This is a genomic window from Petropleomorpha daqingensis (assembly GCF_013408985.1).
Lineage (GTDB): Bacteria > Actinomycetota > Actinomycetes > Mycobacteriales > Geodermatophilaceae > Petropleomorpha > Petropleomorpha daqingensis.
This window is the reverse complement of the sequence record NZ_JACBZT010000001.1, coordinates 24,257-39,129: the sequence shown is the minus strand read 5'-3', so window position 1 is coordinate 39,129 and position 14,873 is coordinate 24,257. Positions and strand designations below refer to the sequence as shown.

Annotated in this window: 11 protein-coding genes; 4 read left to right on the top strand and 7 right to left on the bottom strand. The window is 74.7% G+C overall.

Annotated elements, in window-relative coordinates:
• Nucleotides 1-33: 33 nt before the first annotated feature.
• Complete coding sequence (locus GGQ55_RS00200; RefSeq protein WP_179714561.1) at nt 34-804, bottom strand: class I SAM-dependent methyltransferase; 771 nt, start codon at nt 802-804, stop codon at nt 34-36.
• The gene (locus GGQ55_RS00195; RefSeq protein ID WP_179714560.1) at nt 798-2,051 is read right to left on the bottom strand and encodes a glycosyltransferase family 4 protein; all 1,254 of its coding nucleotides are present in this window, start codon (nt 2,049-2,051) and stop codon (nt 798-800) included. Before GGQ55_RS00195 ends, GGQ55_RS00200 begins: the two co-directional genes overlap by 7 nt.
• Nucleotides 2,052-2,226: 175 nt before the next feature.
• Here GGQ55_RS00195 and GGQ55_RS00190 point away from each other — a divergent pair, with 175 nt between their 5' ends.
• Both GGQ55_RS00190 and GGQ55_RS00185 read left to right on the top strand, forming a co-directional pair.
• Nucleotides 2,227-3,006 (top strand): hypothetical protein, encoded by a 780-nt coding sequence (locus GGQ55_RS00190; RefSeq protein ID WP_179714559.1) that lies wholly within the window; start codon nt 2,227-2,229, stop codon nt 3,004-3,006.
• A 120-nt stretch (nt 3,007-3,126) separates the two neighbouring features.
• Nucleotides 3,127-4,191 carry a DUF4192 domain-containing protein gene (locus tag GGQ55_RS00185; protein ID WP_179714558.1) on the top strand — a complete coding sequence of 355 codons (1,065 nt, stop codon included), beginning with the start codon at nt 3,127-3,129 and terminating at the stop codon, nt 4,189-4,191.
• A gap of 19 nt (nt 4,192-4,210) precedes the next feature.
• On the opposite strand, the gene GGQ55_RS28110 is transcribed toward GGQ55_RS00185, so the two are convergent.
• The 4 genes from GGQ55_RS28110 to GGQ55_RS00165 all read right to left on the bottom strand — a co-directional run bounded on the left by GGQ55_RS28110 (nt 4,211) and on the right by GGQ55_RS00165 (nt 9,247).
• Nucleotides 4,211-6,292, bottom strand: a complete 2,082-nt coding sequence (locus tag GGQ55_RS28110; RefSeq protein WP_179714557.1) for a S9 family peptidase — start codon at nt 6,290-6,292, stop codon at nt 4,211-4,213.
• Between the two features lie 54 nt (nt 6,293-6,346).
• Complete coding sequence (locus GGQ55_RS00175; RefSeq protein ID WP_179714556.1) at nt 6,347-7,759, bottom strand: phenylacetate--CoA ligase family protein; 1,413 nt, start codon at nt 7,757-7,759, stop codon at nt 6,347-6,349.
• Nucleotides 7,760-7,810: 51 nt separating this feature from the next.
• Complete coding sequence (locus GGQ55_RS00170) at nt 7,811-8,407, bottom strand: TetR/AcrR family transcriptional regulator (protein WP_179714555.1); 597 nt, start codon at nt 8,405-8,407, stop codon at nt 7,811-7,813.
• A gap of 114 nt (nt 8,408-8,521) precedes the next feature.
• Nucleotides 8,522-9,247 carry an iron-dependent transcriptional repressor DtxR gene (locus GGQ55_RS00165; protein ID WP_179714554.1) on the bottom strand — a complete coding sequence of 242 codons (726 nt, stop codon included), beginning with the start codon at nt 9,245-9,247 and terminating at the stop codon, nt 8,522-8,524.
• A 140-nt stretch (nt 9,248-9,387) separates the two neighbouring features.
• Between GGQ55_RS00165 and GGQ55_RS00160 the strand changes: the two genes are divergently transcribed.
• On the top strand, nt 9,388-10,569 hold the full coding sequence (locus tag GGQ55_RS00160) for an acetoin utilization protein AcuC (protein ID WP_179714553.1): 1,182 nt from the start codon (nt 9,388-9,390) through the stop codon (nt 10,567-10,569).
• Nucleotides 10,562-13,270: a bifunctional acetate--CoA ligase family protein/GNAT family N-acetyltransferase gene (locus GGQ55_RS00155; RefSeq protein WP_179714552.1), complete on the top strand. Its 2,709-nt coding sequence runs from the start codon at nt 10,562-10,564 to the stop codon at nt 13,268-13,270. Before GGQ55_RS00160 ends, GGQ55_RS00155 begins: the two co-directional genes overlap by 8 nt.
• On the opposite strand, the gene GGQ55_RS26410 is transcribed toward GGQ55_RS00155, so the two are convergent.
• Entirely contained in the window at nt 13,271-14,830 is a 1,560-nt protein-coding gene (locus GGQ55_RS26410) for a bifunctional AfsR/SARP family transcriptional regulator/alpha/beta hydrolase (protein WP_218859104.1), read from the bottom strand. It lies immediately after the preceding gene.
• Nucleotides 14,831-14,873: the final 43 nt, after the last annotated feature.

The window sequence follows — 14,873 nt, the reverse complement described above, 5'->3', positions numbered from 1 at the left end:
CCCGGCAGGTCCGGCAGCGCGCCGGCCGCCGGGTCAGCGGGCGGCAGCGGTCCGCTCCGCGTCCGTCGTGCCGGCCGCGGCGAGCGGCCGCTCCCGGGCGGGCTTGTCGGCGTAGACGACGAGGCTCTTGCCGATCAGCGGGTCGAGCACCCTCTCGGCGGTGCGCGTCAGCCAGGGGCGCTTCGTCAGGTCCCAGACCAGCAGCCGGTGGTAGGCGCGGACGGCGGCGTTGTCCGTGTCGACGCCGACCGCGCACTTCAGCCACCAGAAGGGGGCGTGCAGTGCATGCGCGTGGTGGCTCGCGCCGGGCGTGAGGCCCGCCGCGGTCAGCCGGGTGCGCAGCACGTCGGACCGGTAGATGCGGATGTGGCCGCCCTCGTTGGCGTGGTAGGCGTCCGAGAGCGCCCAGCAGATCCGCTCCGGGCCGTACCGGGGCACCGTGACCGCCATGCGGCCGCCCGGCTTGAGCACGCGGGCGATCTCGGCGAAGGCGGTCGCGTCGTCGGGGATGTGCTCGAGCACCTCGGAGGCGATCACCCGGTCGACGCTGGCGTCGGGGAAGGGCAGCGCGGTCAGGTCGCCGCGGACCACCTCGTAGCGGGCGCCGTCCGGGGCCTCGCCGGCCTTCTCGATGGCCCCCAGCCAGTGCTTCGTCGTCTCGACCTCGTGCCGGCCCCAGTCGACGGCGACCACGTCGCCGCCGCGGCGGTAGGCCTCGAAGGCGTGCCGGCCCTCGCCGCAGCCGAGGTCGAGCACCCGCATCCCCGGCCGCAGGTCGAGCCGGTCGTAGTCGATCGTCAGCACCCAGCAGCCCTTCGCTCCAGTACGTCGGCGTACCAGTCTGCGGTGCGCTGCGCGGTCGCGCGCCAGGTGTAGGACTCCAGCACCCTCCGACGGCCGGCCCGGCCCAGCTGCTCGCCGAGCCCGGGGGAGTCGAGGACCAGCGCGAGCGCCGCGGTGAGCTCGCCGACGTCGCCGGCCTTGACCCGCAGCCCGGCCCTGGTGCCGACCACCTCCGGCAGCGCGCCGGCGTCGGTGGTGACCAGCGGGGTTGCGCAGGCCATCGCCTCGACGGCGGGCAGCGAGAAGCCCTCGTAGAGCGACGGGATCGCCACGACGGCGGCCGACTGCAGCAGCGCCACCAGCTCCGGCTCGGGGAGGAACCCGGTGAACCGGACGGCGTCGCGCAGGGCCAGCCGGTCGAGGGCGAGCTCGGCCGGTCCGCCCGGGCGGGCGGTGCCCACGACGGTCAGCCGCACGTCGCGCTCGGTGCGCAGCTTCGCGACGGCCTCGAGCAGGTGGACCAGCCCCTTGAGCGGCACGTCGGCGCTGGTGACGACGACGATGCTCGCGGCGTCGCGCGGCCGGCCGTCCGGGGGCGGGGTGAAGACGTCGGGGTCGATGCCCACCGGGATCACCCGGATGCCTGCGCCGGGCACGCCCATGTGCGTCTCGATGTCGCGGCGGGAGTTCTCCGAGACGGTGGTCAGGCCGTCGAGCCGCGGCGCCACGCGGGCCTGCATGCGGGTGAAGGCGTACCAGCGGTGCAGGGTCAGCCGCTTGCGCAGCGTCGGCGCCGCGGCGAGCTCCAGCCCGCGGTCGATCGCGATCGGGTGGTGCACGGTGGCGACGGTGGGCAGCCCGGCGCGGGGGAGCCGCAGCAGGCCGTAGCCCAGGCACTGGTTGTCGTGGACGACGTCGAACTCGCTGCGGCGCCGCAGCAGCAGCCGGGCCGCGCGCAGGCTGAAGGTCAGCGGTTCGGGGAAGCCGGCGGTGCACATCGTCGCCCACTCGGCCACGTCGACCCAGTCGCGGAACTCCCGCGGGTGCGGCGTCCGGAACGGGTCGGGCTCGCGGTAGAGGTCGAGGCTCGGGACCTCGGTGAGCGCGATCGCGTCGTCCAGCTCCGGGTAGGGCTGGCCGCTGAGCACCTCGACCCGGTGCCCCAGCTCGGCCAGCTCGCGCGACAGCGCGCGGACGTAGACGCCCTGTCCGCCGCTGTGCGGCTTGCTCCGGTAGGACAGCAGTGCGATGCGCAGCGACCGTCCCATGCAGCGGACTCTAACGAGCCGTTGTTACCGGCCGGTCGCTAGTGCCTGCACCGGGTCGTCCACCACGTGCACGCAGTGGTGCGGCTCGCCGGGTGGCGGGCGCGCCGGCTGGGATCTTCCTGTGAATCCGGGGTCGGGGGTCCTCATGCGCAGCCGGTCGTAATACGGTCGTCTTATGTCGACGCAGGTGCTGCGCTCACGCCGCAACGTCGTCCTCGGTGCCGGGCTCCTGGCCGGCGCCGTGCTCACCGGTTGCGCCGCGACCGCCGGGACGCGGACGACGCCGGCGGCGGCCACCGAGCCGCTCGCCGCGCCCGCGGCGGCGACCTCCACGGAGTCGTCCGCGCCCTCGTCGAGCAGCTCGGACCTGACCAAGGGCCTGCTGCCGGCCGACGCCTTCGGCGCGGGCGCGAGCGTGCGCACCTTCACCCTCGCCGACCTGGGCTCGTGGGACGACGGCGACCACTCCATGGCCGACGTCGTGCCACCGGAGTGCAAGGCGGCGGTGGACCAGGTCATGACCCAGTTCGACCAGCCGCAGGACGCCGCCGCCGAGTGGGCTCGCGCCGACGGCGTGCAGAGCCTCGAGGTCCTGGCCGTGCCCGCCGCGCCGGTGGACGCGGTCGCGCAGGTGAGGTCCGTGGCCGAGGCGTGCGGTTCGGCGACGTTCACCCACGACGACGGCGATGGCGACCACCACGGCAGCGCCGCGGTGACGGTGGCGCCGCTGAGCGGTGTCCCGGACGGCATGGCCGCGTTCAGCCTGACCTTCTCGGGTGACTGGTCGGGCGGCACCTGGACGACGACGTCCTACCTGGGGGTCGCCCAGGACGGGGACCGCGTGGTGGGCCTGGCCCAGATGTCGTGGCACGACTCGGACACCGCCGTGGACCCCGCATCGTTCACCGCCCTCCTCGACAAGGCCTACCAGGTCCAGCACGACGCGCTGGGCTGACCGAGGACGCTAGGCCGCCGCGCCGGATCGGCTCCGGCCGTCGTCCACAGGCGACCGCGCTGTCCACAGATCCGCGACGAGCGGCCCGTTCTCGTGCTGGGCGGGCGAGTGTTCCTCGGCATGAGCGAGCACGAGTACGAGGTCCGCATCTCCGACCCGGGAGAGGTGGCGGCGGCCCTGCCGCACCTCCTCGGCTTCCGGCCGGAGGAGTCGGTGGTGGTCGTCGGCCTGGGCGGGCCCTCGGGCGGACGCGTGGGGCTGACCGTCCGCGCCGATCTCCCGCCCCCGCCGCACGCGGTGCCGCTGGCGGCGGCTCTGGCCCGCGGGATCGCCACCGACGACCCGGCCGCCGTGGTGATCGCGGTGGTCTCCGAGCACGACGACGAGCTCGACCTGGACGGCGGTGTCGACCTGCCGCACCGCGACGTCGTCCACGCGTTGGTGGTCACCCTCGCCGAGGCGGGGATCCCGGTGCGCGACGCCCTGCTGGTCCGCGACCGGCGCTGGTGGTCCTACGACTGCCCCCACGAGTGCTGCGCCCCGGGAGCGGGCACTCCGCTGCCCGGCGGGGTGTCGGCGTTGGAGGCGGCCTCCGTCGCGACCGGTCAGGTGCTGGCGCAGAGCCGGGAGGAGCTCGACGCCCGGATCACCCACCTGGACCGCGCCGATCGCGAGGAGGTGCGGGAGGCCTGCTTCGCGATGGTGAACACCCGCACCGCCCGTGCGGCGGAGGCCGGCTGGGGCGCGGTCGAGAAGGACGCCTGGGCGGTGGTGGAGTCCGCCGTCCGGGAGCGCCGGGTCGAGGGCGCCGTGCCGCCGCTGCCGCCGCCGTCGCTGGCCGAGATCGTCTGGGGGCTGCAGCACACGGGTGTCCGCGACCGCGCGCTCGGGCTCGCGCTCGGCGACGACGCGGCCGCGGCCGAGGCGCTCTGGACCGAGTGCACCCGACGCGCGCCCTGGATGCTCGCCGCCGCGCCGGCGACCCTGCTCGCCGTCAGCGCGTGGCTGCGCGGCGACGGCGCGATGGCGTCGGTCGCCCTCGAGCGCGCGCTCGGCAGCGACGAGGACTACCAGCTCGCGCAGCTGCTGCGCTCCGCCCTCGCGGCATGCATGCGGCCCGACGAGCTGCGGGCCATGGTGATCGCCACCCTCGACCGGCTCGATGCGGTCCGGCCCGCCGGCTGAGCGACGGGCCGGACCGGGCTCACACCAGCTCGGGCCGCTGCCACTCCTCGCCCAGCACGTGCTCGGCCAGGAACGCGATCACCGTCTCGTACCAGACACCTGTGTTCCCCGGGGTGAGCACCCAGTGGTTCTCGTCGGGGAAGTACAGGAACTTCGACGGGACGCCGCGCTTCTGCAGGTCGTACCAGAGCCGCAGGCCCTCGCCGATCGGCACCCGGTAGTCCTTGTCGCCGTGGATGACCAGCATCGGCGTGCGGATCGCGTCGGCGAAGCGGTGCGGCGAGTTCTGCTCGTACCGCTTCGGCTCGCGCAGCGGGTCGCCCCACTCCTTCTCCCAGTAGTACGCCGCGTCGGTGGTGCCGGTGAACGCGTCGAGGTCCCACAGGCTGGCGTGCGTGACGATCGCCCGGAACCGATCGGTCTGGGTGGCCACCCAGTTGGCCATGTACCCGCCGAACGAGCCGCCCATCGCGGCGGTGCGGTCGGCGTCGATGTCCGGGCGTTCGACGACGGCGTCGACGGCGGTCATCAGGTCGGTGTAGGGCGCGCCGCCCCACTCGCCCCAACCGCGGCGGACGAAGTCCTGGCCGAAGCCCTGCGACAGCGCGGGGTTCGGCATCAGGACGGCGTAGCCGCGCGCGGCCAGCACCCACGGGCACCAACGCCACGACCAGGAGTTCCAGCTCATGAGCGGGCCGCCGTGGATCCACAGCAGAAGCGGCGCCGGGTTGTCCGCGGACGCGCCTTCGGGCAGCACCAGCCACGACTGCACCCGGGCGCCGTCGGCCGCGACGGCCTCGACCTCCTCCAGCCGGCCGGGCAGCCGCTCGATCGTGCCGGGGTTGGGCAGGACGACGGGCTGCTGCCGTTCGGCGGTGGGGTCCACACGCACCGGCACGGCGGGGGAGTCGTAGCCCGATCGCAGCGCGAACAGCGCCGATCCGTCCCGGGCCACCTGCAGGTCGCTGTACGCGCCGTCCTCGGTCAGCCGCACCGGCTGCCCGCCGTCGAGGTCGACGCGGAAGATCGCGTGCCGGCCGTCGTCGTCGGCGAGGAAGTAGACCGTCGAGCCGTCGGCGCTGAACTGCGGCGCGCTCGGCCAGCGGTCGAAGCCCGCGGTGAGGTCCGATGCCCGCCCGCTCTCGACGTCGACCAGCAGGAGCGTGTAGTCCGGCGGCTCGGCGTAGGTCGACATCGCCTCTCGCACGCAGACCAGGCTGCGACCGTCGGGCGAGAAGGCCCCGCCGTGGATGTCGGCCAACGGGTCGTCGACGAGCACCCGGGTCTCGCCGGTGGCCGTGTCCTGCAGCACCAGCCGGCTGCGCCGGCCGGCCGGGCCGTCCGGGACGTCCTCGCTGCGCGCCAGCAGCCGGCCGTCGGGCGAGAGGGAGATCTCGTCGCCGGCCCCGTGTGGCGGCCCCGCCTCGGGGGTGAGGTCGCGCAGCTCCGGGGGCTCGCCCGCGGTGCCCGCCGGCACCTCCGGCGGCACCTGGCCGAGCCAGTACACGTGGGACACCGCGGGCCCGAGGTCGTGGTCCCAGAACCGCACGGGGTAGCTCTCGTGGAGCACGGCGGAGACACCGGCGTCCTTGCGCTCCTTGCGGCGTGCCTCGTCGGCCTCGGCGTCGGCCGCTCCCGGCATCGTGGAGGCCAGCACCGCGACGTGCCCGCTGTCGGCGGCGACCGCGAAGCCGGCCACGCCGCCGGTGCGCGCGAGCACCAGTCGGGCCTCGCCGCCCCCCGGGGGCAGCGCCCACAGCGCCGGCTTCGGCTCACCGTTCTTGTCAGCGGTCGCCTCGGGGTCGGGGCGGGCCGAGGTGAACAGCAGCGAGCCGTCCGGCGCCCACGCCGGCGACGACTCGCCGGGGGCGCTCCGGGTGAGCCGGTGCGCCGGCCGCCGTCCCTCGGGATCGACCTCCCACAGGGCCGAGACCCACTTCTTCTTCTCCGGGTCCAGCGTCTGCACCGCGATCACAAGGCGTCCGTCCCGCGAGAGCGCCAGGCCCCCGACGCGGGGGATCGCGGCGTAGTCGGCGAGCCGGTGGAACGGGGTGGGTGCGGGGGCGTCCGCCGGCTCGGTGGCGGCGTCGGGCTGACTCACAAGGGCCTTCTCTCGCGGGCGGGGGTGTTCACCTCCACCGTAGTGAGCCCTCGGTCACAGCCCGGCCAGCGGCTGCCGGGCGCCCGCTGCGCCCATCGGCACGAAGCGGCGCAGCTTGCCGGTGCGCGCGTCCCGCGGCAGGTCGGGAACGGCGGACACGGTCACCTCGGCGCCGCGGAGCCCGGCCTCCGCCAGCGCGCGGGTCAGGTCGGTGCGCAGGGCGTCCGCGTCCACTCCTCGCGGGGCCAGGACGTCGACCGCGATCCCGCGGGGCGTCTGGCGGACCTGGTAGTCGACGACGTCGGACGCGTGCACCAGCACCGAGCGCATGACGAGCGGGTGCAGGACCACGCCGCCGAACCGCAGCACGTCGTCGGACCGTCCCTCGACCCGGGCGCGCAGGTAGCCGTGACCGGCCACCGGCGGCAGCTCCACGAAGCTGTCGGTGATCCGGTACCGGATCAGCGGCTGCAACCGGTTCTCGAGCACGGTGACGAGCACCGAGGCGGACGGCGTGCCCAGCGGGACGGGACGGTCGTGCTCGTCGACCAGCTCCACGATGCAGCCGTCCTCGGCGAACACCAGGCCCGGGTCATCCGGCAGCGTGCCGCCCACGAGGCCTTCCGTGGAGCCGAAGCTGTCGATCACCGGTGCGCCGAATCCCTCCCGGATGCGGCTGCGGAGATCGGGCGTGAGCGTCTCGCTCGTGCACGTCACCGTCACCGGCGCGATGTGCAGGCGCCCGGCGACCTGCTCCTCGGCCAGCAGGGCGAGCATCGACGGGTAGCCGTACAGCGCCTGCGGCCGGAGGTGGTCGAGCTGTCGGACGATCTCGGCGACGGGCAGGGTCACCGGCACCGCCGAGAAGTGGAAGGGCAGCGCGCCGCCCTCCGTGAGCGCGACCGCGGCGCGGGTGGCGTGCACCGGCGAGGCCGCCGCGACGAACGCGATGTGCAGGCCGCCGGGCGGCGCACCGGTCACCCGGAGCCGCGCCACGAGCGCGCGCGACAGCGAGCCCAGGAACTGGCGCTGCGCCGGGGCGTCGAGCACGAAGACGCCGCGCGGGCCCGAGCTCCCGCCCGATGTCAGCACCAGCGCGCCGTCCCCGACGACCGCCGGCTGGTCGTCCACCGCCGCCAGCGCGGCTTCCGCCGCGGCGCGGGTGACCCGGCGGTCGGTCACGACGTCGTCGAACTCGGCCATCAGGTCGGCCTTGGTCATGACCGGCAGCGCGCTGAGGTCCTCCGGCCCGAGGTCGGCCGGGTCGAGGCCGGCCAGCCGGTGGGCGTGGAACGGCGAGTGCGCCGCGGCGTGCCGCAGCAGGTCGTGCAGCCGCTCCCGCTGGTGCCGGCGGATCCGGGCCCGGTCCCAGGTGGTCCGGGGGATGAGCTCGTCGTAGTCGGCCAGGAGCCCCTGCTGGAGTCCCGACCGCAGCCGGGCGAACGGCGAGACGACGGTCGCGTGCATGGCGTTCCCTCTCTCTGGCGCGTCGTAGCGGCGCGTGCGGGCGGCGCACCGTCAGGCAGGTCCGACCAGTCGGGTGACGAGGTCCTCGAGGAGTTCCGTCGGCAGTGCGTCGGGGTCGGCGGCGTGCTCGAGCGTGGAGCCGGTGTCGATGGCGAAGATCAGCTGGGCGAACGTCTCGGGGGGATACGCCGGGACCAGCCCGTCCTTGGCGAGCGCATCGGTGATGGCCCGCGCGAAGGCGTCGCGCGTGCGGGTGTGCAGCTGCGCGTAGCGGGCGTTCAGCGCCGGATCGCGAGCGGCGACCACGCGGAACTCGATGAGCAGCCGGCCCCAGTCCGCCGCCTCGGCGGCGCGTCGGGCGTTGACGCGCAGCAGCGCACGGAGCGCGTCCACGCCGGCGTGCTCGGCCACCAGCCGGGCGTTCTCCTCGGCCCGATCGGCGATCCGGCGTTCGAGCAGGGCGAGGAACAGGTCGGCCTTGCCCGCGAACTGGGAGTAGACGACCCCCTTCGAGAAACCGGCCTCGTCGGCGATCGCCTCCAGCGTCGCCCCGGCGTAGCCGCGCTCCAGGAACACCGAGCGCGCCGCGTCCAGCAGCAGGCCGCGGTTGCGTTCGACCTGCTGAGGCCGGGTCAGCCGGATGGTCACGAAGTCATGAAATACCGATGGTATCCGGATGACCAGGGTACTTGGACCCGGCGCGGAAACCGCGCGAGCCGCCGTCCCGGACGGGACGGCGGCTCGCGGCAGACGGGGGCGGGATCAGAGCGCCGCCGCGGCCTCCATCGGGCTGCGGTCCTCGCCGAGGAGGCGCACGAACAGGTGCTGGGCGGAGCCGGCCGGCAGCGCGTTCCCGTCGAGGGTGACCTCGCCGTCGTCGAGGCGGGCGGTCATCTCCGCGCCCGGGCGCACGCCGAGGTCGTGCAGCGCGCGGAGCCGCTCGCCGTCCTCCTGCAGCTGCTCGCTGATCCGGTCGATCACCACCGGCCGGCCCTCGGGCGTCGCGATGGACGCCAGCAGGGTCAGCGAGGCGAGCACCGCGGAGGTCTCACCGCCCAGCGACTCGCCGCCGGCCAGCGCGTCCAGCCCCGGGATGGGGTTGCCGAAGGGGGAGACCGTCGGGTTGTTCAGCAGCTGCAGCAGCTTGCGCTCGACGTTCTCGCTCATGACGTGCTCCCAGCGGCAGGCCTCCTCGTGCACGTCGGCGTAGTCGAGGCCGATCACGTCGACGAGCAGGCACTCGGCCAGCCGGTGCTTGCGCATGACGGCCGTCGCCAGCGTGCGGCCCTCGTCGGACAGCTGCAGGTGCCGGTCGCCCTCCACGCGCAGCAGGCCGTCGCGCTCCATGCGGGCGACGGTCTGGCTGACCGTGGGCCCGCTCTGGTGCAGACGCTCGGCGATGCGGGCGCGCAGAGGGACGATGCCCTCTTCCTCCAGCTCGAAGATCGTGCGGAGGTACATCTCCGTGGTGTCGATGAGGTCGTTCACAGGTACTCCTCCGTGTCGAACACGCATTCTACGGATCGCCACCGGCAAAACCCCTGCCACGACCGGGTGGTCTGCGCGGCGTGCGCCACACCGCGGGTAGCGTCGCCGGAGCCGGGCAGAACCCCCTGCGAGGAGGGCTCATGAGCGACGCGGTGACGGTGGTGTGGGACGAGTCCCTGCTCGGCTACACGATGGGTGGCGAGCACCCGTTGCACCCGGTCCGCCTCGACCTCACGATGCGCCTGGCCGAGACCCTCGGTGTCCTCGACAGCGACCGGATCGAGATCGTGAAGCCCAGCCCGGCCGGCGTCGAGCTGCTCACCCTGGTGCACGACCCGGCGTACCTGGAGGCGGTCAAGCGGGCCCCGGCGGACCCCTCCGTGGGCCACGGGCTCGGCACGGCGGACAACCCGATCTTCGAGGGCATGTACGACTCCGCGGCGCTGATCGCCGGCGGCAGCGTGCTCGCCGCCCAGGTGGTGCACGAGGGGCGCGCCCAGCACGCCGTCAACATCGCCGGTGGCCTCCACCACGCCATGCGCGACGCCGCGTCCGGGTTCTGCATCTTCAACGACGCCGCCATCGCGATCCGCTGGCTGCTCGGGCAGGGCTACGAGCGGATCGCCTACGTCGACGTCGACGTCCACCACGGCGACGGCGTGCAGGCCGCCTTCTACGACGACCCCCGGGTGCTCACCGTCAGCGTCCACCAGACCCCGTTGACGCTGTTCCCCGGCACCGGCTTCCCCGAGGAGACCGGCGACCCCGACAAGGCCCTCGGCAGCGCGGTCAACCTCGCCCTGCCCAACGGCACCGACGACTCCGGCTGGCTGCGGGCGTTCACCGCCGTCGTCCCCAGCGTGCTCAAGGCGTTCCAGCCGCAGATCCTGGTCAGCCAGTGCGGCTGCGACGCCCACCACGAGGACCCGCTCGCCGACCTGGCGCTCACCGTCGACGGGCAGCGCGCCAGCTACCGGCTCATGCACGACCTCGCGCACGAGATCTGCGACGGCCGCTGGATCGCCCTCGGCGGCGGCGGGTACGGGCTGGTCCGCTGCGTGCCGCGCGCCTGGACGCACCTGCTGGCCACGGCCGGCGGGGTGGCGCTCGACCCGGCCACCGAGATCCCCGAGTCCTGGCGGCAGGACGTCACCGCGCGCGGGCTGCGCGCCCGGCCGCCGACGCACATGACCGAGGGCGGCTGGACCGGCTTCTCGCAGTGGGACGTCTTCACCGAGACCCGCGTGGACCGTGCGATCCTGCGCACGCGCCGCGCCTCCTTCCCCTACTTCGGCCTGGACCCGGACGACCCCCGTGACTGAGCAGACCACCACCGCCCGACCGTCCGCCGACCCGCCTCCGCCGCCGCCCGCGCACTGGGAGGCCGACGTCATCGCCGCCGACGGCGGCACCGTCCACCTGCGGCCGATCTCCCCGGAGGACGCCGACGGCCTGGTCGGGCTCATGGAGCGCAGCTCCGACCAGACCCGTTACTACCGCTTCTTCGGACCCATGAAGAAGCTCTCCGACCGCGACCTGTTCCGGTTCACCCACGTCGACCACGTCGACCGGGTCGCCTTCGTACTCCTGCTCGGCGGCGAGCTGATCGGCGTCGGCCGCTACGACCGCCTGCCGCACACCGACGAGGCCGAGGTCGCCTTCCTCATCGAGGACGCCCACCAGGGCCGCGGCCTCGGCTCGGTGCTGCTCGAGCACCTCGCCGCGGCGGGCCGCGAGCGTGGCATCGCCCGGTTCGTCGCCGAGGTGCTGGCGCAGAACGCGCGCATGGTGCGGGTCTTCCTCGACGCCGGCTACGAGCCGCGGCGGGAGTACGAGGACGGCGTCATCCACCTCACCTTCCCGATCGCGCAGACCGAGACCGCCCTCGCCGTGGCCTACGAGCGCGAGCAGCGCAGCGAGTCCCGCTCGATCGCCCGGCTGCTCACCCCGTCCTCGGTCGCCGTGGTGGGCGCCAGCAACGACGAGGGCAAGCTCGGCAACGTCCTGCTGCGCAACCTGCTCGAGTATGGCTTCGACGGCCCGCTGTACCCGGTCAACCCCGGCGCCCGGCACGTGCGCGGGGTCCCCGCCTACGCCGACGTCGAGGCGATCCCCGACGACGTCGACCTCGCCGTCGTCGCCGTCCCGGCCGACCAGGTCGCCGCGGTGGTGGAGTCCTGCCGCCGCAAGCGGGTGCGCGGGCTGGTCGTGGTGTCCGGCGGCTTCGGAGAGGCCGGTGACCAGGGCCGGGCCGCCCAGCGCGACCTGGTCCGCGCGGCCCGGGCGTCGGGCATGCGGGTGGTCGGCCCCAACTGCCTCGGCATCGTCAACACCGACTCCGCGGTCCGGCTCAACGCCAGCCTCGCGCCGGCGGTCCCGGGCCGCGGCCGGGTGGGCTTCTTCGCGCAGTCCGGCGCGCTCGGCGTCGCCCTGCTCGAACGGGCGCGCGCCCGCGGGATCGGGCTGTCCACGTTCGTCTCCGCCGGCAATCGCGCCGACGTCAGCGGCAACGACCTGCTGCAGTTCTGGGCCACCGACCCGGCCACCGAGGTCGTGCTGCTGCACCTGGAGAGCTTCGGCAACCCGCGCAAGTTCGCCCGGCTGGCCCGCCGGGTCGGCCGGAACAAGCCGGTGGTGGCGGTCAAGAGCGGCCGGCACGTCGGCATGGCGCCGGGCCTGGCCGGGACGTCGGTGCAGGTGCCCGAGCAGTCGGTCGCCGCGCTGTTCGCCTCCGCGGGCGTGATCCGGGTCGAGACCGTCGCCCAGCTCTTCGACGTCGGCACCCTGCTGGCGCACCAGCCGCTGCCCGAGGGCAACCGGGTCGCCGTCGTCGGCAACTCCACCGCCCTCGGCGTGCTGGTCGCCGACTCGGTCCTCGAGCAGGGACTCGAGCTGGCCGCGGACGCGCCGGTCGACATCGGCATCGCCGGTGGCCCCGACGCCTTCCGGGCGGCGCTGCAGGCGGCTGTGGACGACGACGGCGTCGACTCCGTGGTCGCCGTCTACCTGCCGCCGCAGATCAAGGGCGCCGAGGCGATGGGCCGGGCGCTCCGTGAGGTGTCGAAGGGATCCGCGAAGCCGATCGTGGCCACCTTCCTCTCCAGCGAGGGCATCCCGTCGGAGCTCGCCGTCCTCGACGAGGCCGGCATGCCCGCCCGCGGGTCGGTGCCGAGCTTCTCCACTCCCGAGCGGGCCGTGATCGCGCTGGCCAAGGTCAGCGAGTACGCCCGGTGGCGGCGCCGCCCGATCGGCCGGGTGCCCGAACTGGCCGACGTCGACGAGGCCGCCGGCCGGGCGATCGTGCAGAAGGTGCTCGCCGAGAACCCGGCCGGACGCGACCTCACCGACGACGAGGCGCTGGCCGTGCTCGGCGCCTACGGCGTCCCGGTCCTGCGCAGCAAGCGGGCCGCCACCGCGGAGGAGGCGGTCGCCGCGGCGGAGGAGATCGGCTACCCCGTCGTCCTCAAGTCGACCGCACCGTGGCTGCGCGACCGCACCGACCTCGGCGGCATCCGGCTCGACCTCAAGGACGCCGACGCCGTCCGCGCCGCGCACGCCGCCATCCCGGCCGGCGACCCGGTGATCGTGCAGGAGCTGGCCGCGCCCGGCGTGGCCACGGTGGTCGGGGTCGTCGACGACCCGTCGTTCGGCGCGCTGGTCAGCTTCGGGCTCGGGGGAGTGGCCACCGACCTGCTCGGCGACCGCGCCTACCGCGCGCTGCCGCTGACCGACCTCGACGCCGCCGAGCTGGTCCGGTCCCCGCGCGCGTTCCCGCTGCTCGACGGCTACCGCGGCACCGAGCCGGTCGACCTCGCCGCGCTCGAGGACCTGCTGCTGCGCGTCGCCCGCCTCGCCGACGACCTGCCCGAGGTGCTCGCCCTGGGGCTGGAACCGGTCATCGTCGGGCCGCCCAAGCCCTGGCACGGCGGCCGGTCGCTGGTCGTCGCCGGCGGCGGTCTGACCGTCGGCCCGCCGACCGGACGCGTCGAGCCCGGTCCGCGGCGGATGCGCAACCCCGTCTGATCACTCCGCCAGGAAGGTCTCGACCTCCCGCAGGAAGACCGGCCAGGCCGGCTCGTCGGCCAGCAGGATGTGGTTGGGGCTGTCGAGCGCCAGGAAGCGGCTGTTCGGCAGCTGCGACGCCGTCCACCGACCCTGAGCGAACGGCACCGCGCTGTCCTCCCGCGCGTGCAGCACCAGCGCCGGCGCCCGCACCAGGGCGGTCGTCGCGACGACGTCGATCGACCCGGCCAGCTCCAGCACCCGCGCGGCGTTCTCGGATGACGTGGTGGTCCGCTGCAGCTCGTTGAAGGCGTCCCACAGCTCGCGCGAGCCCTGCGGCATGAACTGGGAGGTGAACACCTGCCGGAAACCGGGGTGATCGCGTCCCCAGCCCAGGCGGACCATCTCGATCTCGAGGCCCTGTTCGCGCCGCTGCTCCTCGGTCACGGCCCGCGCCAGCTGCCCCTGCAGGTAGCCGCCGCAGAGCACCAGCTTGCTGACCCGCTCGGGGTGCCGCGCCGCGTAGGTGATCGCCACCGCGACGCCCTGCGACATGCCGAACAGCGGGAAGCGCTCCAGTCCCGCGGCGTCGACGACCGCCTCCAGGTCTCGGATCCAGTCCTCGAAGCCGGGCCGGGGGATGTCCCGGTCCGACAGACCGCAGCCGCGCTCGTCGTAGCGGATCAGCCGGAAGCGTCGCGAGAGCTCCACCAGCCAGTGGTGCCACACCGGGCTGTTCCAGTCGTGGTCCAGGTGGGTCATCCAGTGCGCCGCCTTGACCAGCGGGGGGCCGTTCCCGGACGAGGCGTACGCAAGGGTCACGCCGTCAGCGCTGCGGCAGAACCGGATCTCCTGCCGCAGCCGCCCCTCGTCGGCCGGCGAGAGCCGTCCGCGCTCGCGCAGCGCCCCGGCCAGCTCGTCCCTCAGCCGGGTCGCGGCCGGTCCCGGCCCCGTGCCGAGCAGGCGCCGCAGGGCGCGGTCGAGCCGGGCGAAGGTCTCCAGTGCCCCCGCCCGGTCGCCGGCACGGACCAGCCGGCGCATCTGCCGGACGGCCGCCTCCTCGTCGAGCGGGTCCAGCTCGAGCAGCTGCTCCCACCGCCCGGCCTGCCGCAGCAGCCGCCGGCGCAGCACGGTGAGCCGGTCCCGGGCCTCGTCGGCCCACTCGGCGTAGGCGTCGTCCGGGAGCGGCTCGCCGGGGAACCGGTCGAGCACGGCGGCGGCCGTCCCGGGCATGCCGTTCGCCAGGGCCTCGGCCGCGGCGCGCTCGAAGTCGTCGGCGTCCACGGTCACCGGGCCGCCGGGGAGCAGGGCGACGACGTCGTCGCGGAGCACGAGCGCGTCGGCGCACCCCAGCGCGCGCCGGGCGTAGTGCGCCGCCTTGTGCAGCCGCGGCGCCGCCTCGCTCACGCCGAGCTCGGGCCACATCAGGTCCATGACCTGCTCGCGGTGCAGCCGCCGCTCGGGTCGCAGGGCCAGCAGCTTCACCAGCCCGGAGGCGTCCCGCCGTTCCCAGGCCCCGGCGGGCACCGGCCGGCCGTCCACCTCGACGGCGAAGGATCCCAGCAGCCGCACGCTGAGCACGGGGCACATGGTCGCCGCCGGACCCGGAAACGGGAAGAGCCGG

What these genes read in the sequence shown, in the direction of transcription:
- GGQ55_RS00190 (WP_179714559.1), top strand. Translation starts at nt 2,227, where the DNA reads ATGTCGACGCAGGTGCTGCGCTCACGCCGCAACGTCGTCCTCGGTGCC.
- GGQ55_RS00185 (WP_179714558.1), top strand. Translation starts at nt 3,127, where the DNA reads ATGAGCGAGCACGAGTACGAGGTCCGCATCTCCGACCCGGGAGAGGTG.
- GGQ55_RS00160 (WP_179714553.1), top strand. Translation starts at nt 9,388, where the DNA reads ATGAGCGACGCGGTGACGGTGGTGTGGGACGAGTCCCTGCTCGGCTAC.
- GGQ55_RS00195 (WP_179714560.1), bottom strand. Translation starts at nt 2,051, where the DNA reads ATGGGACGGTCGCTGCGCATCGCACTGCTGTCCTACCGGAGCAAGCCG.
- GGQ55_RS00175 (WP_179714556.1), bottom strand. Translation starts at nt 7,759, where the DNA reads ATGCACGCGACCGTCGTCTCGCCGTTCGCCCGGCTGCGGTCGGGACTC.